Genomic DNA, 24,821 nt, shown 5'->3' with positions numbered 1-24,821 from the left:
GTGAGACCTCGCCCATCACCTTGCCGTGCGAAGTGTTTCAGGCCCGGCGCAGCACGTCGATCAGCTTTTCAAGATCCTCCGGCAAAGGCACGGAAAAGCTCAATGTTTCACCGCTTATCGGATGTTCGAACCCCAGGACAGCCGCATGCAGCGCCTGGCGCGGAAAGGCGCCGATGGCCTCGACCGCTTCGGGTGACAGGGCGCGCGGCGACAGTTTGCGCCGCCCGCCATAGTCCGGATCGCCCAGCAGCCCGTGTCCGGCATGGGCCATATGGACCCGAATCTGATGGGTCCGCCCGGTCTCCAGCCAGCAGTCGATCAGCGACACGGCAGCGGGCTGCCCAAAGCTCTCGACCACACGCGCCCGCGTCACAGCGTGCCGCCCCCCATGGAACACCACCGCCTGCCTCTGGCGGTCGGTCGGGTGGCGGGTCAGCTGCGTGGTCAGGCGCAGGATGTTGCCCGGTTCGAAGCTGGCGCCCTTGACGCCGCGCAGGCGCGGATCGCTGCCATCGGGCACCCCGTAGCACAGCGCAGTGTAATGCCGCTCGGCACTGTGGGCGGCAAATTGCGCGGCCAGTCCGTGATGGGCGGCATCGCTCTTGGCCACCACCAGAAGGCCGCTCGTGTCCTTGTCGATCCGGTGCACGATACCGGGCCGCTTGACCCCACCCACCCCCGACAGGTTGTCGCCGCAATGGGCCAGCAACGCATTGACCAGCGTGCCCGAAGGCGTGCCCGGCGCCGGGTGCACCACCATGCCGGCGGGCTTGTCGATCACGATCAGGTCGTCATCCTCGTAGACGACCACCAGCGGGATCGCCTCGGGCGCGATATGGCTTTCCTCGGCTTCGGTCAGGGTGATCGCCACCTGCGCGCCCTCGGCGACGCGCGCCTTGGGGTCGGTGACCACCTGCCCGTCGATACTGACCGCACCCTCGGCGATCAGACGCGCCAACCGGGTGCGCGACAGCGCCGCCTCCTCTGGCACATCCCGCGAAAGCGCCTTATCAAGGCGGGGCGGCGGTGCCGCCGAGATGACAAATTCCAGCCTGGCCTTATCCATGACCGCCCCTTCCGATCCCGAGATACCGCAGGAAACCCCGCAACTGAAACTGCTGCGGCGCATGGTCATGGCATTGACCGCGGTGATGATTGGCGGGGTTCTAGTGACATTCGCACTGATTGTCATCCGTCTGAGCGACCGTACCCCCACCCTGCCCGATCAGGTCGAGCTTCCCGACGGCGCCCGCGCCGTGGCGGTCACCATCGGCAGCAACTGGTTCGCCGTGGTCACCGAGGACGAGCGCATCCTGATCTTTGACAAGACTACCGGCAAGCTGCGCCAGACGGTCACGACGAACTGACGCTAGGTCACCTGAAATACCTATACTTTTGTATAAAAGCCTATACCCCTGCACGCCGACACGTGCCGCGGCCTGTGCTAGTGTAAAGCTCAGGTGACATCCACCACTCACTCACGGACGGGTTCGAGGCGGAGGGGGCATCTCTTCGAACCCGCCCGACACAAAGGCCAGGTCAAAACCGGCGCAGACCGGTGAGATGGCGCGATCGAGACGGCGCAAGACCGTACAACGCGACAATGCCGGGCGGCACCCTCCACAGGGCGGGTGCCGCTGGCATGGCCCGCTCGACCAGCAGAAAGACCGCCACCAGCACCATTGCCGCGCCATGTCCGCCCTGCACCGCAAGCGGCACCAGCATCCATGGCCAGCACGCGCCCAGGCAGGCGCCGCCATGCGCCAGCCCGTAATCCAGCGCGGCGCGGGCCGCACGGACTCGCCCCGCGGGCAGCCAACGCATCCGGTGACAACGGTTGCGTGCCGCCTGCGCTGTGGGTGAAGCGCTCCAGATCAGCGCCGCGCCCAGCAAGAGCGGCAAGGCCGCCGGGCCGCTGGCCAGCAGCAGCGCCAGCGGCAACAGCACCAGCCCCGCCAAGCTCCAGACCGCCAGATAGGCCAACGCAAAAGGCGCAACCACAGCCCAGCGCCCGGCATGTGCGGTGGTCTGACACAGATGCGCCAGCGGCGCCGAGACCAGCGGCGGCATCATCGCCAGCACCATCAGAACCCAGCCCCCGGCCAACAGCCCCGGCGCGGGCAGCAGCAACGCCCGCGCCGCGGGATCGGCGAGTTGGGCCAGCGACAGCCGACCACAGAGCTCGACCAGCCCATGCCCGGCGGGCAGCAAGAGCGACATGCCCAGCGCCGTTACGGCCAGAGCCAGCAGCCAGGGCATCGGCCCCAACCGCAGATGCGCCGCGACAGCACGCAATGGCACGGGAATCATCCCATTTCCTGCCTGTAAAGGCTGACCCGCTCGACCGTGATCTCTGTTTCGGGTGCTCCGGGCTGACTCAACTCGACCGACAGCCGCTCCAGCGCGCCGGGGGCCGCCATCTGTATCTCGCGCGCGAGGTCAGTGATGTCGATGGCCAACGACAGGCCGTTGCCCGCATGCACGCCCTCGGTGGAACTGGCCTTGCCCAGCCCGAACAGCGCCACGGTATCGGCCAGCCGCAGCCCGCCCCCCTCGCCCGGCAACCGCAGATGCACTTGCAGCACACCGGCCGCCGCCGCTCCGCGCACGCCTTCGAGGTTCAGGTAGAGCCGCGGTTCCGGGCCCAGGCCCGGAACCGCGGCAAACTCGGTCGCGGCGCTGGCGGGGATCGCGATCTCGGTTGTGGCGGGTGTTGCCGCCACACGAAGCGGCGCAGTGTTCGAGCCAAGCAGCGCCGAGCCGCCCGCCCCTCCGGACGTGATCATCGCTCCCTCCGTCACCGGGCCACCGGCCACCACCTGGGCAATGCCGGTGCCATCATGCAGACTATCATAATCGGGGGCCAGCGGGCCACCGGGCAGGGTCTGGCCGGGCAGGAACACATCGCCGCCGCCTGCCGGGTTCGGCATCAGGAACTGGCGCGGAAACGGCCCGTTCGACCAGGCGCCGCTTGCCTCTTGCTGGTTGGCCGGGTCGCTCATCCACGCCGCCCAGAACCGGTCGATATTGCAGTGATGCATCCAGAAGATCGGGTCGAGCGCGGCATAATCAGGGTCGCTCATCCAACCCGCCACCGGTTGCACCCCGCCCACCATCACGTGGACACGGTTATGCGGATCGCCCTCGACCGCGCCGGTCAAGCTGCCCTGTTGGGCAAAACCGCTAATCGCGCCGCCATAGCCCTCGGTCCCCGGAGCGGCGGTAAAGGGCAGGCTGCGGGTTTGCGCCGACAGGCTGATATCGCCCGGGAACCAGGGCTGCGGCCCCAGCACCTGCATGCCATTGCGGCGCACCTGCGACAGCGGATTGGCGCTGCCATCGGGCAGGGTCGGGTCAAGAAATTCCTGCGGAATCGCCCGGCCGTTCGGATTGCTGTCCGAAAGATAGTTCCAATAGGGCAGCGCCCAATCCTGCGGGCCGCCGGGCTGGGCCGATATCCAGGCATCCAGAATGGCCTCGAACGCGGCCAGATAGCCCCGATGCCAGGGCAGAAAGAACCAGCCCGCATGCTGGCACTGGTTGAAGATCAGGTCCTGCTCGCCCTGCGGCGGCAGCGAGCCGGCCGAAGGCACGATGCCCTGCTGCACCCAGCCGGGAATGTCGATGCCGTGAATGGCGGCCAGATACCACCAGCTGGTGCGGTCGGCGGGTGCCCGCCCCTGCAATGCGCGCACCGCGCGGGCGTACCAGAGCATTTCGTCGGACCAGGGTCCGTTCAGTTTGGCGATGTCCTTGCGCGTTCCGGCCATATCTGTGCCTCCATCTGCTGAAAAGTGAGTATTCAAAGTGCGGCGCTCCGGCGGGATTGAGCCGGGGGCGATATCAATGTCGAAATGCTACCACAGGTTGCCGAGATTCTCACCTGTTGCTTTTCGCCCGGTTGCGACCGTACCGATCCCGATTTTGTCACTGGTCTTGGCGCGCAACTGCCCCTAGCGTGCCGGTATGACTCACCCGGTTCACGACAGCGCCTATTCCTGGTTCCGCCTGCTGATCACCCTGGCCATCGCCACGGTGGCCAATGTGGGCATGTGGGCGGTGATCGTGGTGATGCCCGCGGTCGAAACCGAGTTCGGCGCCGGGCGGGCCGAGGCCTCGATGCCCTATACGCTGACGATGATCGGCTTTGCGCTGGGCAATCTGTGGCTGGGCCGGCTGGTGGACCGGCTGGGCGTGACCTCGGCGCTGATCGGGGCGGCGCTCTTGAGCGCGCTCAGCTATCTGCTGGCCACGCTGGCGCCCACGATCCTGTGGCTCTCGGCGGCGCATCTGTTGCTGGGGCTGGGCACGGCAGTCGGCTTCGGGCCGCTGATCGCCGATATTTCGCACTGGTTCCTGCGCCGGCGCGGCATCGCCGTGGCGCTGGTGGCCAGCGGCAATTACCTGTCGGGCGCGGTCTGGCCCACCCTGCTGGCCGATGTGTTGGCCGAACGGGGCTGGCAGGCGGTCTATCTGACGCTTGCCGTGGTGACGCTGGTCGCTGTGATCCCGCTGTCTCTGGTCCTGCGCCGCCGTCTGCCCGAAGAGGCGCATGGCACCGCCGCCGCCACCGCGCAGCTGAACGCGCGCAGCGCCGGGCTGAGCCCGCGCGCGCTGCAATACCTGCTGGGCATTGCCGGCATCGGCTGTTGCGTGGCGATGTCGATGCCCCAGGTCCATATCGTCGCCTATTGCGTCGGGCTGGGATACGGCCCGGCGGTGGGGGCCGAGATGCTGTCGCTGATGCTCTTGGGTGGTGTGGTCAGCCGGGTGATCTCGGGCATGGTCGCCGACCGGCTTGGCGGGGTGATGACGCTGCTGGCGGGCTCGGTCCTGCAATGCGCGGCATTGTTCCTGTTCCTGCCCTATGACGGGCTGGTGCCGCTCTACGTGGTCAGCACCCTGTTCGGGCTGGCCCAGGGGGGCATCGTACCCAGCTATGCGCTGGTGGTGCGCGAATATCTGCCCCCGCGCGAGGCGGGCGCACGCGTGGGTTTCGTGATGATGATGACCATCCTCGGCATGGCCCTGGGCGGCTGGATGTCGGGCTGGATCTATGACTTGACCAGCAGTTACACGCTGGCTTTCGTCAACGGCATCATCTGGAACGGGCTGAACATCGCGATCATCCTGTGGCTCATGCTCCGCTCGCGGCCCCGCGGTCAGGCGGTTCCGGCCTGAAACCGGAACAGAAGGGGCATTTGCACTCGTATCCGACGGCGAATCGTCGGTAAATCGACGGACCAAGGTCCCCTGCCCGGATATCACCCGATCCCATGCGTACAGTCATTTCCTTTGCCGCCCTGTTTCTCTCGGTCATCCTTTTGCAGCTGTCGACCGGTGGCGTTGGCCCACTGGATGCGATTTCGGGCATCACGCTGGAGTTTTCCAAGGCCCAGATCGGTATGCTGGGCTCGGCGCATTTCTTTGGCTTCTTCATCGGCTGTTGGTGGGCGCCCCGCCTGATGGGGTCGGTCGGGCATTCGCGCGCCTTTGCCGCCTGCACCGCGCTGGGGGCGATGGGCCTGATCGGCCATACCCTGACCGAGGATCCCTATGCCTGGGCGGTGATGCGGATCGCGTCAGGTATCTGTGTCGCGGGCTGCTATACGGTGATCGAGGCCTGGCTGAACGCCAAGCTGACCAACGAGATCCGCGGCCGCGCCATGGGCACCTACCGGATCGCGGATTCCGGCGCCTCGCTCTGTGCGCAGCTGATCATCGCGGTGCTGCCACCGGCCCATTATGTCTCGTACAACCTGCTGGCGGTGCTGTGTTGCGCCGCGCTGTTGCCGCTGACCCTGACCAAGGCCAGCCAGCCCGAGACCCCCGATGCCCCGCGCCTGCGCCCCGGTCTGGCCTGGTTCTGTTCGCCGCTGGCGGTGGCCGGGGTGATCGTGTCGGCGGTCAGCTCGGCCTCGTTCCGCATGGTGGGGCCGCTTTATGGGCAAGAAGTGGGTCTGGCGGTCAACCAGATCGCGTTTTTCCTGGCCGCCTTTGTGCTGGGCGGGGTTGCGGCGCAATATCCAGTCGGCTGGCTGGCCGACAAATACGACCGCCGATGGGTGCTGATCTGGATCTCTGTCGCGGCGATGGGGTCCTGTGCCGTGATTGCGGCGGCGGGCGGTACCGGCACCTTGGGCGTTATGCTGGCGGCGGGACTGTTCGGCTTTACCTCGTTCCCGATCTTCTCGATCTCGGCGGCGCATGCCAACGACTTCGCCACCTCGGAACAACGGGTCGAACTGTCGGCGGCGCTGATGTTCTGGTACGCGCTGGGGGCCATCGCGGCACCCTATCTTGCCTCGACCCTGATCGAAGGCTTCGGCCCGCCCGCCCTGTTCGCCCTGATCGCCATCGCCCATCTTTTCCTGATCGGCTTTGGCCTGACCCGGATGCGGGCCCGCCCGACGCCCGAGGCGCGCACCAATTACGTGTTTGCGCCGCGCACCTCGTTCACGATCGGTCGGCTCCAGAAACGTTCGCGTGAAGAGCGCGAGGAACGGTAAGGGCGAAAAGGGGGATTTCTCCCCCTGCGCGGCTGGGTTAAAGGAACCGCAGACGATTTTCGCGGAAGTGGGACAATGGCACGTATTCTGATCACCTCGGCGATCCCTTATATCAACGGGATCAAGCACCTCGGCAATCTGGTAGGCTCGCAGCTGCCCGCCGATCTCTATGCGCGCTATCAGCGTGGCCGGGGCAACGAGGTGATGTTCCTCTGCGCAACCGACGAGCACGGCACCCCCGCCGAACTGGCCGCCGCCAAGGCGGGCAAGCCGGTGGCCGAATATTGCGCCGAGATGCACGAGGTGCAGGCCGATATCGCCCGGCGCTTTGGCCTGAGCTTCGATCATTTCGGGCGTTCGTCCAGCCCGCAGAACCACAGGCTGACCCAGCATTTCGCGGGCAAACTGGCCGAGAACGACCTGATCCGCGAAGTGAGCGAGCGGCAGGTCTATTCCAATGCCGATGGCCGGTTCCTGCCCGACCGCTATATCGAGGGCACCTGCCCCAATTGCGGTTACGACAAGGCGCGCGGCGACCAGTGCGAGAACTGCACCAAGCAGCTGGACCCCACCGACCTGATCGAGCCTCGCTCGGCCATTTCCGGGTCCACCGATCTGGAGGTGCGCGAGACCAAGCATCTCTACCTGCGGCAATCGGCGCTCAAGGATCAGCTCGACGCCTGGATCGACTCGAAAACCGACTGGCCGGTGCTGACCACCTCGATCGCCAAGAAATGGCTGCATGACGGTGACGGCTTGCAGGATCGCGGCATCACCCGCGATCTGGACTGGGGCATCCCGGTCAAGAAGGGCGAGCAGGACTGGCCGGGGATGGAGGGCAAGGTCTTCTATGTCTGGTTCGACGCGCCCATCGAATACATCGCTTGCGCTGGCGAATGGGCCGAGGCGCATGGCAAGAGCGACGCGGAATGGGAACGCTGGTGGCGCACCGACAAGGGCGCGGATGACGTGCGCTATGTGCAGTTCATGGGCAAGGACAACGTGCCCTTTCACACGCTGAGCTTTCCGGCCACCCTGATCGGCTCGGGCGAGCCGTGGAAGATGGTCGACCACCTGAAATCCTTCAACTACCTGAATTACGATGGCGGCCAGTTCTCGACCTCGCAGGGCCGTGGCGTGTTCATGGATCAGGCGCTGGAGATCCTGCCTGCCGACTATTGGCGCTGGTGGCTCCTGTCCCATGCGCCGGAAAACAGCGACAGCGAATTCACCTGGGAAAACTTCCAGGCCAGCGTGAACAAGGACCTGGCCGATGTGCTGGGCAATTTCGTCAGCCGCATCACCAAGTTCTGCCGCTCGAAATTCAGCGAGGAGGTGCCCGAGGGTGGCGCATACGGCCCGCAGGAAGAGGCGCTGATCGCGGAACTGACAACGCGGGTGCGCGCCTATGAGGGGCATATGGAGGCGATGGAGGTCCGCAAGTCGGCGCAGGAGCTGCGCGCGATCTGGGCCGCAGGTAACGAATACCTGCAAAGTGCGGCGCCCTGGACCCTGTTCAAGACCGATCCGGTGCAGGCGGCCGCGCAAGTGCGGCTGGGTCTCAACCTGATCCGCCTCTATGCGGTGCTCAGCGCGCCCTTTATCCCCGCCGCCTCGGCGCGGATGCTGGAGGCGATGCAGATTGGCGATGACAGCTGGCCCGAGGATATCACAGCCGCGCTGAACGCGCTGGCACCTGGTCACGCTTTCACTGTGCCCGAAGTGCTGTTCGCCAAGATCAGCGATGAGGATCGCGAGAGCTGGCAGACGCGTTTCGCCGGCGTGCGAAGCTGACCACGGGACAAGGTTTCACTGAAACCTTGTCTCCACGATTTGTCCCAAATCGTGGTTCAGCGCCTTTTCAAGGCGCTGAATGCAGGAATTTGCTTAAATTCCTGCGCCCGCTCAATCGATTATAGGCTGCGAGATCACATAGGTTTTGGGCGGCTGGGCGATCGGGTAGGCTTCGGACCCACCGCTCTGATCCCGCACCGCATGGCCGATGTCCGAGCAAGTTGAATAGTCGCCCGAAGCGCAAGCCGGTTTCCGGTCCGCCAACTCTGCCGGTAGCGGTCGGATCGGGTTGTTGCAGGCAGTCAGAAGCCCAAGGACAACAAGGCTGGCAACGGTTTTGATCATCACGAATTCCCCACAGCTTTTGTCCAGTCTTGCGCAATTTGCGACAAAAGCCAAAGCTTCCTTGCCACTGGCTGTCATTCCTCACCGAGATTGTCGCCGAAGCGGCGACAATGTTTTGTTACCTTTGGCATTGGCTACGGCAACACCTGTTCGATCGCCGCCGCCAACCGGTCGGCAATCAGTTCGGCATCCGTCGCATCCATGACGAACGGCGGTGCCAGCAGAACGTGGTCGCCATGGCGCCCGTCGCGGGTACCCGGCATCGGATAGCAGATGAGGCCATTGGCAACTGCGGTCTTCTTGATTTTACCAGCCAGACCCAGGGCCGGATCGAATGGAGTCTTTTCGCCCCGGTCCGACACCAGTTCCACCCCCCAAAACAAGCCCCGTCCACGAATATCCCCCACATGCGGATGCTGGTCGAACCGCGCGCGCAACGCCGCCTCCATCACCCCGCCCAGCGACTGCACCCGCGCGGGCAGGTCGTGTTCCAGCATCTCCCGCACCACCGCCAGACCCGCAGCGGTGGCGACCGGGTGGCCGATATAGGTATGCCCGTGCTGGAAGAAGCCCGAACCGTTCGCAATAGCCTCGTAAATTGCACCTGAGCACAGCATCGCGCCCACCGGCTGATAGCCCGCCCCCAGCCCTTTGGCGATGGTGACGATGTCGGGCCGCACCCCCTCGCCCGTGCAGGCAAAGAGGTGACCGGTGCGCCCCATACCACACATCACCTCGTCCAGGATCAGAAGCACACCATACTTGTCGCAAATCTCGCGGATGCGGGCGAAATAGCCCTCGACCGCTGGCACCGCGCCCAATGTGGCCCCCACCACCGGCTCGGCGATAAACGCCATCACCGTTTCCGGGCCAAGCCGCAGGATCTCGGCCTCCAGCTCATCCGCCGCGCGGCGGCCATAGTCGGCGAGGCTCTCGCCCTCGGCACGTTCGGCATATTCATAGCAGGGCGCGATATGGCTGACCCCGATCAACAGCGGATCGAATTGCGCCCGCCGCCACGCATTGCCTCCCGCCGCCAGCGCCCCCAGCGTGTTGCCGTGATAGCTCTGCCGCCGCGCGATCAGGTGACGCCGTTCGGGCTGACCCACTTCCAGATAGTACTGCCGCGCCAGCTTGATCGCGGCCTCGACTGCCTCGGACCCGCCCGAGACGAAATAGACCCTCTCGATCCCCTCGGGCGCATTGGCGATCAGGAGATCGGCCAGATCCTCGGCCGGGTCCGAGGTGAAGAACCCGGTATGGGCAAAGGCCAGCCGGTCCACCTGATCCTTGATCGCCTGTTTCACGCGGTCGTTGGAATGGCCAAGGCAGGACACCGCCGCGCCGCCCGAGGCGTCGAAATAGCACTTGCCGGTGCTGTCTATGAGGTAACAACCATCGCCGCCCACGGCGGTGGGCAGTTGCGCGTGACAGTGACGGGGGAAGACATGGCTCATGCCGCTTTCCTTTCCAGATGTTGCCGGAGCGATGCCACCGCGGCGGCATTGTCGGGCCAGGGGGTGCCATCGGGCGACTGCAGGTTGTTTTCAAAGCCGACGCGCAGGATCTCGGCACCCGCACGGGCGCCTTCCAGCAGACAGGCCTGTTCCTGCGCGCCAAAGGCGCAGAGGCCCAGCCGCAGGCCGACAAGTGCCGGGGCCAGCGAGGCCAGTTCCTCGGGATGACCCGCGCGCGGTGGCGCATAGGCACCCAGCACACAGATCACCTCGTCCTGCTCGGGGCGGATGATGCCCGCCGCCCGGCTCTGCGCTAACAGGTCCAGATCGGCGCGGTCATAGGCGATGTGTTGCACGCGGATGCCCTGATCGGCTGCCAGTGCATAGAGGCGCGGCGCCAGATCGGCGTCGCGGGCGATCTCGCGCAGCGAGACGCTGGCCCAGGCCGGACGCAGCGCATCAAGGCAGGTATATTGCTCGGTCGGGCTGTAGATACCCGCAGCCTCGGTTGTGATCTGCACCTGCATATCGGGCAGCACGCGCGCCAGTTCGTCCAACGCCTCTCGGTACCGGCCCGCATCCAGCGAATGGGTCCCGTCGGCGTCGCGCACATGCAGGTGCAGCGCATCGGCACCGGCGGCGCGGCAGGCGCGCGCCTCGGTCAGCATCTCGTCCAGCGTGATCGGCAGGCGGGCATGATCAGCCTTGCCGCGCCGGGCGCCATTGGGCGCAACCATGATCAGGGGGGCAGTCATCGGAACTCCTTGGCTCATGAGTGTCAGGATAGAGCGGTTTGCCTGTCTCAAGATGACCTGATCCGACACATCAAGTGACCTAATCCGACATGGCGTTCTGCCGGTCCTCAGAGGGCAACAGGCCAAACAGCCGCCGGTAGCTGCGCGCAAACCCCGCCGGGCTATAGCCGTGATCCAGCGCGATCTCGGTCAGGCTGCGGCGACTGTCGCGCACCTCGGCGCGGGCATCCTGAAACCGTAATTCCAGGTAGAGCGCGCTGGGAGTCTTGCCGAATTCGCGGGCAAAGACGCGCTCCAGCTGACGCGCGGATACGCCCTGCGCGCGGGCGATGGCGGCGATCGGCAAGGGCGGCAGCAGGTTGGCACGCATCAGGCGCAGCGCGGCAAAGGCGACCCGGTTGCGGGTCTCGAACCGCATGTCCAATGCCCGACGCTGACGGGTGCCGCCACCGCGTACCGCGTCGATCACCAACCGGGCGGCGATCTCGTCGGCTATCTCGCCACCCAGGTCGCGGCGCAGAACGCTCAGCATCATGTCGCTCGCCGCCCCGCCACCCGCACAGGTCATCACGTCACCATCACTTACGAAAAGCGAGGCGGTGACCTGAATCCGGGGGTGGCTGTCGCGCAGATAGGCGACGTCCTCCCAATGCGCGGCCACCCGGCGACCGTCGAGCAGCCCCGCCTGTGCCAACCGCACCACGCCCGAGGAGATGCCCCAGACCGGATGCCCCCGCCGCGCCCAGCCGCGCAGCCGCGCGGCCAGCGCCGGTTCTGCGCTGTGCCCGGCCCGGACCCCGGCAACGACCACGATTACCGCGCGGGGTGGAATCGCCTCAACCCCCAGATCGGGGATCAGCCGAAACCCGTTCGAGGCCGCAACCGGCCCGCCCGAGAGGCTGACGGCATTGTAACGATAGCCGGTGCCGGGTCGCACCCGGTCAAGCAGGCGCAACACCTCGACCGCCGACGAGAACGCCTGCATCGTGAACCCCTCGTCGAGGAAAAAGACGAAATGCCGCCCCGCCGTGTACTGACCCATGTAAACCGCTGTTCCCGTGTTGCCCCGTCAGCATAGAAACGCGCGCCGAAGGGGCAAGCGCTACACCGTGACACTTACCGGAAGTTGAGGGATTGCTTGAGAAAAATGGACGAAGCCTGCATTGTCGAGGGTATATCATTCCGACTCGGCCCTGGCCGTTCCGATTATCGAGAGCGCACCGTACCAGACGAAAGAGGTTTTCCATGCAGACCCGCTCCCCTTCACTCCTGATGCGTATGCGCTGGGTGCCCGCCACCCTGACCGGCCTTGCGGTCGGACTGACCGCCCTGCCGATGGACGCGCAAGAAGCGCCCAAGGTGTCAGTTGCTGCTGCCTACACCCAGGAGATTACCGAAGAGGCGGTGTTCATCGGTCGGGGCGATGCCATCGACAAGGTCGACATCGTGGCCCGCGTCAGCGGGTTCCTGGACGAACAACTGGTCGAGGATGGCAGCACGGTGGCCGAGGGCGATCTGCTGTTCCGGATCGAACCCGATCTCTATCAGGCGGTGCTCGAGGCGCGGCGCGCCGATCTGGACAAGGCCGAGGCCAATCTGGAACTGGCGGGCGTGGAACTCGCCCGCAAGGAAGAGCTGTTGCGCCGCGAGGCCACTCCGGCCTCGGAAGTGGACATTGCCCGCGCCAACGAACTGGTGGCCGAAGCGGCGGTGAAATCGGCACAGGCGGCGATCCGTCAGGCCGAGCTTGATTTGAGCTATACCCAGATCGAAGCACCGTTTGCCGGGCGGCTGGGTCGGGTCGCAACCTCGGTCGGCGATGTGGTGGGTCCGACCAACCCGCCACTCGTCACGCTGGTGCGCGAGACGCCGATCCATGTCACCTTTGCGCTCAACGAAAAGCGGATGATCGACGTGCTGCAACAGCTTGGTGAAACAGCCGAGACGCTGGCCGAGAACCAGCGCAGCCCCGACGTTCACGTCACCCTGCCCAATGGCAAACCGCTGGACGAGGTCGGGCGACTGGTCTTTGTCGACAACCAGGTCGATCCGTTGACCGGCGCAATCGTGATGCGGGCCGAGTTCGCAAATACCCAGAGGCTGATCGTGGATGGCGCCTTTGTCCATGTGCGCATCTCGGCGCTGGAGCCGACGTTGCGGGTGCTGATTCCGCAGGCGGCGCTGCAACGCGATCAGCGCGGCGATTTCGTGCTGGTGGTCAATGACAAGCAGATGGTCGAACAGCGCTATGTGACGCTGGGCGACACCGAAGGCACTGCGGCCATCGTGCTCGATGGCCTGCGCGAGGGCGAAAGCGTGATCGTGGAGGGCCTGCAACGGGTGCGCCCCGGCGTTGCCGTCGATGCGGTCGTCGCCGCAGAACAGCCGGGAGAGTAACCCATGTTCTCGGCCCTCTTCATCAGCCGGCCAAAGCTGGCCTTTGTCATTTCGCTGGTCCTGACCATTCTGGGCGGGATCGGCTATCTGGTCCTGCCGGTTGCGCAGTTCCCCGATATCACGCCGCCGGTGGTCAGCGTTTCGGCCAACTATACCGGCGCCAATGCCGAAACGGTGGAAAACGCCGTCGCCGCCCCGATCGAGGCGCAGGTGAACGGCGTCGACGACATGCTCTACATGACGTCGACCTCGGCCGATAACGGGTCCTATTCGCTGAGCGTTACCTTCGAGGTGGGCACCGATCCCGACATTGCCTCGGTCAACGTGCAGAACCGGGTGGCGCAGGCGCTGTCCTCGTTGCCGACCGAGGTGACCAATTCCGGCGTGGTGACACAGAAATCCTCGACCAACATGCTGATGGTGGTCACGCTCACCTCGCCCAACGACACCTATGACAGCGTGTTCCTGTCCAACTATGCCTCGATCAACCTCAAGGACGCGCTGGCGCGGGTACAGGGTGTCGGCAAGGCCGACGTGCTGACCGACCTGCAATATGCCATGCGGATGTGGATGGACCCCGACAAGATGGCGGCCCTGTCGATCACGCCCGGTGACCTGATCGCGGCGGTGCGCGAGCAGAACCTTGAGGTTTCGGCGGGCCAGATCGGTGCGCCCCCCGCGCCCGAGGGACAGACATTCCAGTACACGATCAAGTCCAAGGGCCGGCTGAGCACGGTTGACGAGTTCGAGAATATCGTGATCCGCACCGGCGAGGCCGGCGCCGTCGTGCGGGTGCGCGATATCGCCCGGGTCGAGCTGGGGGCGCAGTTTTACAGCGCTTCGGGCTATTTCCAGGGCAAGCCGGCCACCGTGCTGGGCATCTACCAGGCGCCGGGCGCCAATGCGCTGGCGGTCTCCGAACGGGTCACCGCCGAGTTGGAACGGCTGTCGCGCGGCTTTCCCGAGGATGTGGAATACGAGATTCCCTTCAACACCACCGATTTTGTGGAACAGTCACTGAATGACGTGGTGACGACCCTGATGCTGACCTTTGTGCTGGTGGTCTCGGTGGTCTTTGTGTTCCTGGGAAACTGGCGGGCCACGCTGATCCCGGCGGTGGCAATCCCGGTTTCGCTGATCGGCACCTTCGCCTTTCTGCTGGCATTCGGCATGTCGCTAAACACGATCTCGCTGTTTGCGCTGGTGCTGGCCATCGGCATCGTGGTGGATGATGCCATCGTGGTGGTTGAGAACGTCGAACGCATCATCGCCGAAGAGGGGCTGAGCCCGCCCGAGGCCACCCGCAAGGCGATGGGCCAGATCACCGGGCCGGTGATCGCGACCACGCTGGTGCTGCTGGCGGTGTTCGTGCCGGTCACCTTCATGCCCGGCATCACCGGGCGACTCTATTCGCAATTTGCCGTCACCATCTCGGTCGCGGTCGCGATTTCCTCGATCAACGCGCTGACCCTGTCGCCGGCGCTCTGCGGTCTGGTGCTGCGGGCGCGCTCGGGTCCGCCCAAGGGGGCCCTTGCCCTGTTCGAGCGCGGCATCGGCGGGGTGCGCGACGGTTATGTGGCGCTGGTGCGCAAGCTGTTGATCCTGCCGGTGATCTCGCTGGCTATCGTGGCGGCGATTGGCGCCGGGGCTGGCGGAATCTTCTCCAACACCTCCAAAGGGTTCCTGCCGCTGGAGGATAACGGATACCTGTTTGTCGACGTGCAACTGCCCGACGCGGCCACGCTGGGCCGGACCGAGACGGTCACCGCGCGGCTGAACGACAAGCTGCAGCAGCTTGACGGCGTGGCCAACACGGTTCTGGTGAACGGGTTCTCGATGCTGAACGGGCTGACGCCCAACGGCGCGATGATCATCGTCAACCTGACCAACTGGGAGGAACGGCAAGAGCCGGAGCTGAGCGCCGATGCCATCCTGAAAAAGATCCTGAACATCGCCTATGGTGAAAGCGCGGCCTCGATCGTGGCCTTCAACCCGCCCCCGATCCAGGGTCTGGGCATGTCGGCGGGCGTCGAGATGGAGGTGCAGCAGACCGGCGGCGGCTCGGCCCAGGATCTGGCCGCGGCGGTGGGCTCGCTGGTCTATGCCGCCAACCAGCGGCCCGAGATCGCGCAGAGCTATACCACCTTCCGGGCCAACGTGCCGCAGCTGTTCGTCGATCTGGACCGGGAAAAGGCCAAGACGCTGCAAGTGTCGGTGGCCGAGGTGTTCCAGACCATGCAGGCGCATCTGGGGTCGTATTACATCAACGACTTCAACCTGTTTGGCCGCGTCTACCGGGTGATGATCCAGGCCGAGGGCAGCTATCGCGACAAGGTCGAGGATATCGGCAACCTCTATGTGCGCTCGCAACAGGGCCAGATGGTGCCACTGGGCACGCTGATCGACGTGGAAAACGTGCTGGGGCCCGTGCTGCTGAAACGGCACAATCTGTTCCGCTCGGCCACGGTAACGGCGGTGCCCGCACCGGGCCTGTCCACCGGCGACGCGATTTCGGTGATGACCGAGGAGACCGCGAGTGCGCTACCGCCCGGCTATGCCTTCGAATGGACCGGCAGTGCCCAGCAACAGCTGAGCTCGGGCGGGCTGGTCGCGGTGATCCTGGGGCTGGCGGTGCTGTTCGCCTATCTGTTCCTGGTGGGCCAGTATGAAAGCTGGTCGATGCCGGTCTCGATCCTGCTCTCGGTGATCGTGGCGCTGTTCGGGGCGGTGGCGGCGGTTGCCGTGGTCGGTTCGGACATCAACCTCTATACCCAGATCGGCATGATCATGCTGGTGGGCATGGCGTCCAAGAACGGGATCCTGATCGTGGAATTCGCGATGGAGCAGCGCGCCAAGGGATTGAGCATCCGTGAGGCCGCTGCCGAGGCCGCGCATCAGCGGTTCCGCGCAGTCATGATGACGGCACTGTCCTTCCTCTTGGGCGTGGTGCCGCTGCTGGCCGCCAATGGCGCCGGCGCCGCCAGTCAGAAGGCGATCGGCGTTGCCGTGTTCGGCGGCATGCTGGCGGCCACGGTGATCGGCGTGGTGCTGGTGCCGGTGCTCTATGCGGTGATGCAGGGCGCGCGCGAGCGGATCAAGGGCAGCCCCGACGTCCCGACCCCCGCTGAGTGACCCCGACCGGCTGAGAGAGGAGCGCAGTCCATGTTCAACGTGCTGCGCCACCGCGCCTATCGGCACTTCTTTGCTGCGCAGGTGGTGGCGCTGACCGGGACCGGCCTGGCCACCGTCGCGCTGGGGCTCTTGGCCTATGATCTGGCCGGACCGCGCGCGGGTATGGTGCTGGGCATCGCGCTCACCATAAAGATGCTGGCCTATGTCTTTCTGTCGCCGCTCGCCGCCGCGCTGACCGAAGCCATGGACCGGCGCCGGGTGCTGGTGGCGCTCGACTTGGTGCGCGCGGTAGCGGCGGCCTGTCTGCCGCTGGTCACCGAAATCTGGCAGGTTTACGTGCTGATCTTCGTGCTACAGGCGGCCTCGGCCGGGTTTACCCCGGCCTTTCAGGCCACCATCCCAACCCTGCTGCCTGACGAAGAGGACTATACCAAGGCGCTGTCGCTGAGCCGCCTGACCTATGATCTGGAGAGCCTGGTCAGCCCCGCCTTGGCGGCGCTGTTGCTGGGGCTGGTCAGTTTCAACGCGCTGTTTCTGGGCACCGCGCTGGGTTTTGTCGGTTCGGCACTGCTGGTGGTATCGGTTGCCCTGCCCCGGCCCGGCGCCAGCCGCACCGGCGGGCTGGCAACGCGCAGCCTGCGGGGTCTGCGTCTCTACCTCGCCACCCCACGGCTGCGCGGGCTGCTGGCGCTGAACCTTGCCGTGGCGATGCCCGGTGCGATGGTGCTGGTCAACACGGTGGTTCTGGTCAAGAGCGAGTTGGACGGGTCGGACCGGATGGTGGCGCTGGCGCTGGGGGCCTTTGGCGCCGGCTCTATGCTGGCGGCGCTGGCCCTGCCCCGGCTGCTGGACCGTTTCAGCGACCGGCTCGTCATGCTTGCCGGAGGCGTCGCGATGGCAGTGACCGGGCTGGGTCTGGCGCTCTGGGTGGCGCTTCTCGGTCTGACATCGGGCCCGCTGCTGCTGGCCTGGTTCCTCAACGGCATCGGCTTTGCCTCGGCGCTGACACCGTCGGGCCGCCTGTTGCGCCGCTCGGCGGGACCCGAGGACCTGCCCGCGCTGTTTGCGGCGCAGTTCTCGCTGTCCCATGCCTGCTGGCTGCTGGCCTATCCGCTGGCGGGCTGGCTGGCCACGGTCACGACACCTCAGACCGCCCTGACCGTGCTTGCGCTGATCGGTGCCGCGGGATGCCTGGCTGCGGCCCGTCTCTGGTCCCCTGCTGTCCCTCCCCAACCGCAGGCATGACAGTCAGACTTGCGGGGTCCGGGAGAATGCGCGCCCGGATCACGTCCGAAACCCGATTGGCCCGTCGCCTCAGCGCTGTTTTTCCTCGATAAACCCGCCGACCGCGCGCATGTTCTCGGGCCCGATCTCGGCGCGGGCATCCGCCATCAGATCCGCCAGCGACTGGCCCCGCAACGAGGCACGCCACGCCTGTTCAGCGACCAACATCCGCCGCTTTATGAAACAATCCTTGCGATAGGCGCAGGGGTCATTGCTGGTCACCTCGCCCTTGCGCCGAATCTCGCGACAGACAAAAGCCGGACCGGGACCATCCACCGCCTCGACCACATCGAGCAGCGAGACCTGCTCCGGCGCGCGGGCAAGGCGGAACCCGCCACGCGGTCCCGGCACCGCCTCGGCCACACCGGCGGCTGTCAGCGCGCGCATATGCTTGAGCAGATAGCTTTCCGACAGGCCGTGCAGGGTGGCGAGATCACGCCCGGACAGAACCTTGCCCTCTGGAAGCTCTGCCAGAACCGCAGCACAGTGCAGCGCCGCCTCGACCCCATCCCCCAATCGCCGCATGCCTTCCCCCCGCGCTGGTTTCGCCGATCCCGCTTGCATCGGCTATTCATGGATATAAACTATCTATGATTCGACTGCAACACCCGCATGAAAGGACACGTAACAATGCGCTTCAACTTCACCAGACAAACACCTCAGGTCTTTGACGCGATGCTGGCGCTCAACGACACGATCTCTCAGGCCAATTCCGACAGCCGCCTGGTCCATCTGACCAAGATCAGGGTGTCGCAGATCAATGGCTGCGCCTATTGCGTCAACATGCATGTGAAAGAAGCGCAGCAGGACGGACTGCCCGACACCCTGCTGCATCTGATCGCGGTCTGGCCCGAAACAAGTGTCTTTACCGCCCGAGACCGCGCCGCGCTGGCCTAGGCCGAAACGCTGACCCGGCTTGAAGGCTCCGAGGTTTCGGATTATGCCGCTGTGCGCGCAGAACTGTCTGAACAGGAAGTCGCCGCACTCACCGCCTCGATCGGGATGATCAACCTGTGGAATCGCATGGGCGTCGGCGCCCGCCTGCCGGTCTGAAACGCGACAGGCGGCGTTCGCACGGGTTGGGCGCCGCCACAAAAGACACAGATACCGGATTTGAGATTGGTGCGGTCGAGAAGACTCGAACTTCCACGGGTGTTACCCCACAGCGACCTCAACGCTGCGCGTCTACCAATTCCGCCACGACCGCACTGCCAGTGACTTGGTAGAGCGGCGTATAGACGAGGGTTGTCGGGATGTGAAGAGACAAAAACACATGACTTTGATTTCTTGAACGACGCCCTATGTGCTAGCGGATGGCACGATACGCCTCAGACTCAGGAGCCCGCAGATGACCGGTCAGTCCCCTCGCCCCGAACTTCAGATCGACATCGTCTCGGACGTGGTCTGCCCCTGGTGCATCGTCGGGTTTCGGCAGCTGGATCAGGCGCTTGCGACAACCGGTGTACTGGCGCGGCTGCGCTGGCATCCGTTCGAACTGAACCCGCAGATGGGGCCCGAGGGCCAGAACCTGCGCGAACATATCATGGAGAAATACGGCTCGACGCCAGAGCAGAGCGCCGAGGCGCGCGCCCGGCTGACCGCGATCGGGGCCGAGTTGGGGTTCACGTTCAACTTCACCGATGAAAGCCGCATCGTGAACACCTTTGCGGCGCATCAACTGCTGGACTGGGCCGAGGGTCAGGGCCGCCAGCATCCGCTGAAACTGGTGCTGTTCGCGTCCTATTTCACCCAAGGCCGGGACGTGTCGGACCCTGATGTCCTGCTTGACGCGGTAGAGGCGGCTGGGCTGGACAGGGAGGCCGCGCAAACGGCGCTGACTTCGGGCGCACATCAGGCACCGGTGCGCGAAAAGCAGAGCTTCTGGGCGCAGCATGGCATTTCCGGCGTCCCCTCGATGGTGTTCGGCGGCAAATACCTGCTGACCGGCGCCCAGGGCGCCGAAACCTATGCGCAGGTGATAGAGCGGTGCCTGGCCGAGGCGGCCTGACGGCGCCCCTTCCCCTGCCCCCTTCCCCTGCCCGGGTCCGCGCGATATGACAGCGCCATGGAATGGAAGATCACCGACGGGCTGACCGATTACGACGAGGCCGTGGCCTTTATGGAGGCGCGCGCCGCCGCGATTGCGGCGGGCGAGGCCGAAGAATGCGTCTGGCTGTTGGAACACCCACCGCTTTACACCGCTGGTACCTCGGCCCGGCGCGAAGACCTGACCGATCCGGACCGGTTCCCGGTCTATGACAGCAAGCGGGGCGGGCAATATACCTATCACGGACCCGGACAAAGGGTGGTCTATGTCATGCTCGATGTGGGCAAGCGCGGCCATGACGTGCGCCGCTTTGTCCAGCAACTCGAGGAATGGGTGATCGCCGCATTGGCCGAGTTCAACATTCGCGGTGAAATCCGCGAGGGCCGCGTCGGCGTCTGGGTCAAGCGCGAGGACAAGCCGCTGACGCTCAGTGGTCAGCCCGCCGAGGACAAGATCGCCGCCATCGGCATCCGCCTGCGCAAATGGGTCAGCTTTCACGGTATCTCGATCAACGTGGAACCTGATCTGAGCCATTTTTCGGGCATCGTGCCCTGTGGCATCACCGAATATGGCGTGACTTCGCTGGTCGATCTGGGCTTGCCGGTGACCATGGGCGACGTGGACGTGGCCCTGCGTCAAAGCTTCGAACAGGTGTTCGGTACCGATTGAGCGGTTCAGCGCGGGGGCAGTATCGCCTCGATCGCATCCAGTACCGCATCGGGGCGTTCATAAATCAGGAACTGCCCCACCTCCTCGAACCGGTGGAAACTGGCGCCCGGAATGCTGGCGGCGAAACGGGCCGTCTCGTCCACCGGCACCACGGGATCAAGCGCCCCGTGCAGATGCATCACCGGGCAGGTGCCGCCGTCGCTCAGGCGCTGCCAGGGGGATACCATCGTCAGCGCGTCGGCCTCGAACCCGGCGGTGCCTGACTGCGCCGCGAACCGGTATCCCGCATGCATCAGCGCCGCAAGGTCGAGCCGGTCGACAACCTGGCGTTCGTGACTGCCAGGGGGATAGAGCGCGTCCATGAACCGCTGCACCTCTTCGCTGTCGATCAGGGCAATCCCGGCGCGCACGAAAAACGGCAACAGGGCGGGGGTCCATCTTGCGGTCATCGCCATCATCCGCTGCCGGCGCGCCATGCCGCTGAGCTGTGCCCTCCGCAACAGCGGGCCGCTGGCGGCAACCGCGACCATGCCCGCCAGGCGCGGATCGCCGCCCGCGCGCAGAACATATCCCGTCACAGCCCCGGCCATGTGTCCCAGGATCGCCACCCGCCCCAGCGCAAGACGGTCGATCAACTCCAGTGCATGGTCGGACATGGCGCGCAGCCCGGCCTCGACCCCCTTGACCGGATCGGACAGGCCATAGCCCGGTCGCACCGGCGCCAGCACCCGCAATCCGCGCCGGGCAAAGTCGTGCTTGAGGTATTCCAGCGGCGCCATCCCATCGAGCATGCCGTGCAGGTAGAGGACCGGCCGCCCGCCCGGATCGCCGCATTGATAGAGTTGCATCCTGTAACCGGTGCCCATGTCGAGCACATCGTCGTTCAGATCGACTGCGCCGGGATGCCCACCCAGCCGCAACTGGTTGCCGCGATCAATCAGGAAGGCGACCAGCCGGATCAGATCCACCTGTCCCGGCGCGCCCGTCTTGGCCAGAACCGATTTCGCCTGATTGCGGACCGTATGTTCAGACCGCCCGGATATCTGCGCAATCTCGCGCAGGCTGCGCCCTTCCATCAGGTTGCGCACGATCTCGATCTCGGCGGGTGAAAGTCCGAACGAAACCACCAGCACCCGTTCGGCAGCCGGCGTCCATTGATAATCGAGCCCCTCGATCATCACCTGGCCGTTCCCCTCGGGGCTGCTGATCACCCGCGCGATCAGGTGTCGCGGGCGCAGATCCGTGGTCAGCACCACCGGCGGGATCCTGATATCGCCCGACCGTGCGGCCAGGACCATACGATCCAGCATCTGTTCGCCGCTCGAGGCAAGATGCGCCGCAAGCTGCGTCAGATCCGAAGCCCCGCCCAGCAACACGCGCGCCTGGACACTGGCCGCGCGAATCTTGCGATCGGGGCCGGCCAAAATGATATGGCCCGGCGCCCCCTCGACCCGACGCTCCATCTCGGATTGCGGCGCCTTTCTGCCCAATTGCTCCAGAATGACATGTGCGCGCTGGAAATGCTGTTGCAGCTCGGCATCTACCGCGACCCCGGTCGCCCCAGCTGTGAAACTATCGGCGGCCAGCTCGGCATCGCGGGTCATCCCGCTTATATGCGATTCCCAGATCTCCATGACGTCTTCGTAGAGGTCGGGCCGCAGCACCGTCTCGTAAATCGCCGTTATGACCTGCTCGCGGCTTGGCGGCGTGTGGTATGTGGACTCGTCCCGGATCGCGCTTCTCCCCTGACCTACTATACAGCTAGTACAACCTTGACTGCTGACAATCACCCGAACGGGTCAGGGAGAAAAAACGAAATTCTTCTGCAACCGCGAAAAATAACCCAAATGGGTCATGTGACGAAAAAATCTTCGTGGCAGACAGGTCTTACCGTTCAGTGAGTGAGTGGTGTTTTGATCAAGTCCGGCGTCGTCGCCTGTCCCCATGACGGTATCTGCGCCCATTGTACCGCTTCTGCCGTTCCGCCCCAAGCGGGACGGCAATTTCTTTTCCGGGGCGCGTCAGGCGCTGCCGATCCGCTGCGGGTGCGAACAGGCATGAGCGGCGCATTCCATCTCGAGCGTGACATGGGCGATGTCGTGCCGTTCCTCCAGCAAGGCCTTGACACGCGTCTTGATTGCATCGGCCTGGTCCCAGGCGCCGGGTGCAATCACCAGATGCGCGCTGAGCGCGGCGGTATTCTCTTGCAGGCTCCACAGATGCAGGTGATGCAGCGATTGCACGCCCTCAACGGTCTCGATCTCGCGCGCCACCGCCTCAGGGTCGTGGCCCGGAGGCGTACCCAGCATCAACACCCCGATCGCGGCGCCGATCTCGGCCCGGACATGCCACATGATGTAGGCCGCGATCATCAGCGTCACCAGCGGGTCGACCCAGGTCCAGCCGAACCAGATCACCGCGCTGCCTGCCACGATCACCGCAACCGAGCCCAGCGCATCGGCCAGATTGTGCAGAAAGGCCGCGCGGATATTCATCGAGGACTTGGCCATCGACCAGGTCAGCGCCGCCGTCACCAGATCGATGACCAGCGCCAGCACGGCAATCCAGACCACCAGCCAGCCGTCTATGGGCTGCGGGTCGAGAAAGCGCATGATCCCCTCGTAGACAAGGTAAAGCGCCAGCACGATCAGGGTGGTATAGTTGATCAGTGCCGCGATCACCTCGGCCCGACCATAGCCATAGCTCATCCGCGCATCTGCGGGGCGACGGGCGATGCGGCGGGCGCCAAAGGCGATGATCAGCGCCACCGCGTCCGAGAAATTGTGCAGCGCATCGGCGATCAGCGCCAGCGAGCCCGACAGGATCCCACCCACCACCTGCGCAAGGGTGAGCAGCATGTTGACCGCGATGGCCCAGGTGATGCGCGCATCACCGGCGGATGGGTCGATATGATGGTGGTGGTGCCCGTGGCTGTGGGAATGGGCCGATGCGGCCTCATGGTCATGTGGCATGAGAAAGCGTTCCTGATTCCGGTTCGCTTTCCCACCTAATTGCTACAGCGACTGTAGGTTCAAGAGGCGATCCGTCTTTTCAGCCCAAGGCGGCGCGAATCTTTTCGGCCTGTTCGGCAATTGCCGCCATGTCGCCCATCTGGCCCGGCGGGCGCAGGCGCACCCCTTCGTGACGCGGCAGGACATGGAAATGCAGGTGGAACACCTCTTGCCCGCCCGCCGCTTCGTTGAACTGCTGGATGGTCACACCCTCGGCGCCAAAGGCCGCCATCACCGCATGGCCCAGCTTTTGCACCGTCGCCATCACCGCGGCCAGTTGCGCGGGGCTGGCATCCAGCAGGTTGCGGCAGGGTGTCTTGGGGATCACCAGCAGATGCCCGTCGGCACGCGGCATGATATCCATGAAGGCAAGCGTGTCGTCATCCTCATAGACCCGGGTCGAGGGGATCTCGCCCCTGAGGATCTTGGCAAAGATATTGTCGGGATCATAGGCCATGGTCATCCGTCCTGTTCTGTACGTCGCAAGAGTTGTGAGCGAGCCGCAGGGCGGGGTCAAGGCGCGGTACAGTCTTCTGTCCGGGGATGCGGAGCCACGGCGACGTGGCCCCGCGCCGTGTCACTCGATCCGGCCCGGCAGGCTCAGATCGCCCGAGGCGATGTCGAACACATCGGTCACGCATAGCAGCGGCGCATGGATGTTTGCGTTCACCCGCAAAGCGGCGGTCACCCCGTCATAGGCCGCGCCCGCAACCGCATCGGCATCGGCATCGGCATCGGCAAAGGGCACGGTCAGCGTGACCTCGGACCCGTCAAAGCGCGGCGTATATCCGGGACTGTCGATATATATCGGCAGGCCGGGCCAGGTCAGCGGCATCGCCGGTGTCGCACCCTCGGGGATGTCGCGCACACCAAGCGCCCCGGCTCCGCAGGCCTCCGTCGGGGTCAGCACCACCCAGTGGCTGTGCCAAAGCGTTCCGTCATTGGCCGGGTCGCCGTCGCCATCCTCGTCAAACAGCGGCGTGTCGTCAAAATCCGGGTGGCTGGTGGCGGCCAGCGCCAGAATGCCGGTGCCGCCCTCGAACCCGACCGTCGCGGGGTCCAGCGAGGTGGGCCAGACATAGGACAGCACCGGCGCCGCGCCCAGCGTTCCGACGGGTTCGGGCAGCTCGGCACCGGCGGTGCCGTTGGTGGTCATGTGAAAGGTCACCAGACGGCCCTCGCGATGGGCATGGGCCGCAAGGATGTCAAAGGCGGCCACCCGCGATGCATCGGCGGCAGACAGCACCGCCCCCTCCTTCTCGACGGCATGAGTGCCCCCGGCCAGGCCGGCACCCGCGACGAATGGCAAGACAACGAAAAGAAGCAAGCGTCTGAGCATGTCGGTCTCCTGAATGATATTTAATAGCGATTCGCTATCATATGGCCCACATCATTGCAATACTCATAGCGAGTCGCTACAA

22 protein-coding genes and 1 tRNA gene are annotated in these 24,821 nt (G+C 65.1%); 10 read left to right on the top strand and 13 right to left on the bottom strand.

The genetic code is table 11. From position 1 onward, the window contains the following. Positions 1-37 precede the first annotated feature (37 nt). A complete protein-coding gene (locus AC2FLM_RS16825) occupies positions 38-1,066 on the bottom strand; it encodes an RluA family pseudouridine synthase (RefSeq protein WP_496859220.1) in 1,029 nt (342 codons plus the stop codon). On the opposite strand from AC2FLM_RS16825, the gene AC2FLM_RS16820 reads away from it, so the two are divergent. Continuing rightward, positions 1,065-1,367: a DUF6476 family protein gene (locus AC2FLM_RS16820; protein ID WP_234137883.1), complete on the top strand. Its 303-nt coding sequence runs from the start codon at positions 1,065-1,067 to the stop codon at positions 1,365-1,367. The two genes, AC2FLM_RS16825 and AC2FLM_RS16820, sit on opposite strands and share 2 nt — an antisense overlap. 172 nt (positions 1,368-1,539) lie before the next feature. On the opposite strand, the gene AC2FLM_RS16815 is transcribed toward AC2FLM_RS16820, so the two are convergent. Together AC2FLM_RS16815 and AC2FLM_RS16810 are read right to left on the bottom strand one after the other, a co-directional pair. Continuing rightward, on the bottom strand, positions 1,540-2,301 hold the full coding sequence (locus AC2FLM_RS16815) for a copper chaperone (RefSeq protein ID WP_496859219.1): 762 nt from the start codon (positions 2,299-2,301) through the stop codon (positions 1,540-1,542). A 5-nt stretch (positions 2,302-2,306) separates the two neighbouring features. Next, the gene (locus tag AC2FLM_RS16810; protein ID WP_496859218.1) at positions 2,307-3,770 is read right to left on the bottom strand and encodes a tyrosinase family protein; all 1,464 of its coding nucleotides are present in this window, start codon (positions 3,768-3,770) and stop codon (positions 2,307-2,309) included. Between the two features lie 196 nt (positions 3,771-3,966). On the opposite strand from AC2FLM_RS16810, the gene AC2FLM_RS16805 reads away from it, so the two are divergent. The 3 genes from AC2FLM_RS16805 to metG all read left to right on the top strand — a co-directional run bounded on the left by AC2FLM_RS16805 (position 3,967) and on the right by metG (position 8,303). Next, positions 3,967-5,181 carry an MFS transporter gene (locus AC2FLM_RS16805; protein WP_496859217.1) on the top strand — a complete coding sequence of 405 codons (1,215 nt, stop codon included), beginning with the start codon at positions 3,967-3,969 and terminating at the stop codon, positions 5,179-5,181. Positions 5,182-5,276: 95 nt separating this feature from the next. Further along, a complete protein-coding gene (locus AC2FLM_RS16800; RefSeq protein WP_234137879.1) occupies positions 5,277-6,509 on the top strand; it encodes an MFS transporter in 1,233 nt (410 codons plus the stop codon). Between the two features lie 75 nt (positions 6,510-6,584). After that, the gene (gene metG / locus AC2FLM_RS16795; protein WP_496859216.1) at positions 6,585-8,303 is read left to right on the top strand and encodes a methionine--tRNA ligase; all 1,719 of its coding nucleotides are present in this window, start codon (positions 6,585-6,587) and stop codon (positions 8,301-8,303) included. Positions 8,304-8,414: 111 nt separating this feature from the next. Here the strand turns inward: metG and AC2FLM_RS16790 are convergent, their stop codons facing one another. From AC2FLM_RS16790 to AC2FLM_RS16775, 4 genes are all read right to left on the bottom strand, one after another. Next, complete coding sequence (locus AC2FLM_RS16790) at positions 8,415-8,648, bottom strand: hypothetical protein (protein WP_234144887.1); 234 nt, start codon at positions 8,646-8,648, stop codon at positions 8,415-8,417. Positions 8,649-8,782: 134 nt separating this feature from the next. Then, entirely contained in the window at positions 8,783-10,105 is a 1,323-nt protein-coding gene (locus AC2FLM_RS16785) for an aspartate aminotransferase family protein (protein WP_496859215.1), read from the bottom strand. Then, positions 10,102-10,860: a beta-keto acid cleavage family enzyme gene (locus AC2FLM_RS16780; RefSeq protein WP_496859214.1), complete on the bottom strand. Its 759-nt coding sequence runs from the start codon at positions 10,858-10,860 to the stop codon at positions 10,102-10,104. The genes AC2FLM_RS16785 and AC2FLM_RS16780 overlap by 4 nt, the downstream gene beginning before the upstream one ends. 79 nt (positions 10,861-10,939) lie before the next feature. Further along, entirely contained in the window at positions 10,940-11,902 is a 963-nt protein-coding gene (locus tag AC2FLM_RS16775; RefSeq protein WP_496859213.1) for a GlxA family transcriptional regulator, read from the bottom strand. Positions 11,903-12,105: 203 nt separating this feature from the next. Between AC2FLM_RS16775 and AC2FLM_RS16770 the strand changes: the two genes are divergently transcribed. Genes AC2FLM_RS16770 through AC2FLM_RS16760 form a run of 3 tightly spaced genes read left to right on the top strand, consistent with a single transcriptional unit; the run spans position 12,106 to position 17,634 of the window. Continuing rightward, a complete protein-coding gene (locus AC2FLM_RS16770; RefSeq protein WP_496859212.1) occupies positions 12,106-13,257 on the top strand; it encodes an efflux RND transporter periplasmic adaptor subunit in 1,152 nt (383 codons plus the stop codon). Between the two features lie 3 nt (positions 13,258-13,260). Then, the gene (locus AC2FLM_RS16765; RefSeq protein WP_496859211.1) at positions 13,261-16,389 is read left to right on the top strand and encodes an efflux RND transporter permease subunit; all 3,129 of its coding nucleotides are present in this window, start codon (positions 13,261-13,263) and stop codon (positions 16,387-16,389) included. A gap of 30 nt (positions 16,390-16,419) precedes the next feature. Beyond that, a complete protein-coding gene (locus AC2FLM_RS16760; protein ID WP_496859210.1) occupies positions 16,420-17,634 on the top strand; it encodes an MFS transporter in 1,215 nt (404 codons plus the stop codon). 69 nt (positions 17,635-17,703) lie between these two features. On the opposite strand, the gene AC2FLM_RS16755 is transcribed toward AC2FLM_RS16760, so the two are convergent. Further along, positions 17,704-18,198, bottom strand: a complete 495-nt coding sequence (locus AC2FLM_RS16755) for an RrF2 family transcriptional regulator (protein ID WP_234144882.1) — start codon at positions 18,196-18,198, stop codon at positions 17,704-17,706. A gap of 105 nt (positions 18,199-18,303) precedes the next feature. Here AC2FLM_RS16755 and AC2FLM_RS16750 point away from each other — a divergent pair, with 105 nt between their 5' ends. Continuing rightward, positions 18,304-18,570 (top strand): carboxymuconolactone decarboxylase family protein, encoded by a 267-nt coding sequence (locus tag AC2FLM_RS16750; protein WP_496859209.1) that lies wholly within the window; start codon positions 18,304-18,306, stop codon positions 18,568-18,570. A 223-nt stretch (positions 18,571-18,793) separates the two neighbouring features. Here AC2FLM_RS16750 and AC2FLM_RS16745 read toward each other — a convergent pair. After that, positions 18,794-18,880 (bottom strand) — tRNA-Leu (locus AC2FLM_RS16745). 141 nt (positions 18,881-19,021) lie between these two features. Here AC2FLM_RS16745 and AC2FLM_RS16740 point away from each other — a divergent pair. Together AC2FLM_RS16740 and lipB are read left to right on the top strand one after the other, a co-directional pair. Continuing rightward, positions 19,022-19,681 carry a DsbA family oxidoreductase gene (locus AC2FLM_RS16740; protein ID WP_496859208.1) on the top strand — a complete coding sequence of 220 codons (660 nt, stop codon included), beginning with the start codon at positions 19,022-19,024 and terminating at the stop codon, positions 19,679-19,681. Between the two features lie 57 nt (positions 19,682-19,738). Then, a complete protein-coding gene (gene lipB / locus AC2FLM_RS16735) occupies positions 19,739-20,389 on the top strand; it encodes a lipoyl(octanoyl) transferase LipB (protein WP_496859207.1) in 651 nt (216 codons plus the stop codon). Between the two features lie 5 nt (positions 20,390-20,394). Here the strand turns inward: lipB and AC2FLM_RS16730 are convergent, their stop codons facing one another. From AC2FLM_RS16730 to AC2FLM_RS16715, 4 genes are all read right to left on the bottom strand, one after another. Beyond that, on the bottom strand, positions 20,395-22,023 hold the full coding sequence (locus AC2FLM_RS16730; RefSeq protein ID WP_496859206.1) for a bifunctional helix-turn-helix transcriptional regulator/alpha/beta hydrolase: 1,629 nt from the start codon (positions 22,021-22,023) through the stop codon (positions 20,395-20,397). 387 nt (positions 22,024-22,410) lie between these two features. Next, a complete protein-coding gene (locus AC2FLM_RS16725) occupies positions 22,411-23,361 on the bottom strand; it encodes a cation diffusion facilitator family transporter (RefSeq protein WP_496859205.1) in 951 nt (316 codons plus the stop codon). Between the two features lie 79 nt (positions 23,362-23,440). Further along, positions 23,441-23,863, bottom strand: coding sequence for an HIT family protein (locus tag AC2FLM_RS16720; protein ID WP_496859204.1), 423 nt, complete (start codon positions 23,861-23,863; stop codon positions 23,441-23,443). Positions 23,864-23,977: 114 nt separating this feature from the next. Next, a complete protein-coding gene (locus tag AC2FLM_RS16715) occupies positions 23,978-24,739 on the bottom strand; it encodes a hypothetical protein (protein WP_496859203.1) in 762 nt (253 codons plus the stop codon). Positions 24,740-24,821: the final 82 nt, after the last annotated feature.

The organism is Ruegeria sp. SAZD011 (assembly GCF_059612545.1).
This window is presented reverse-complemented; position numbering and strand designations above follow the sequence as displayed.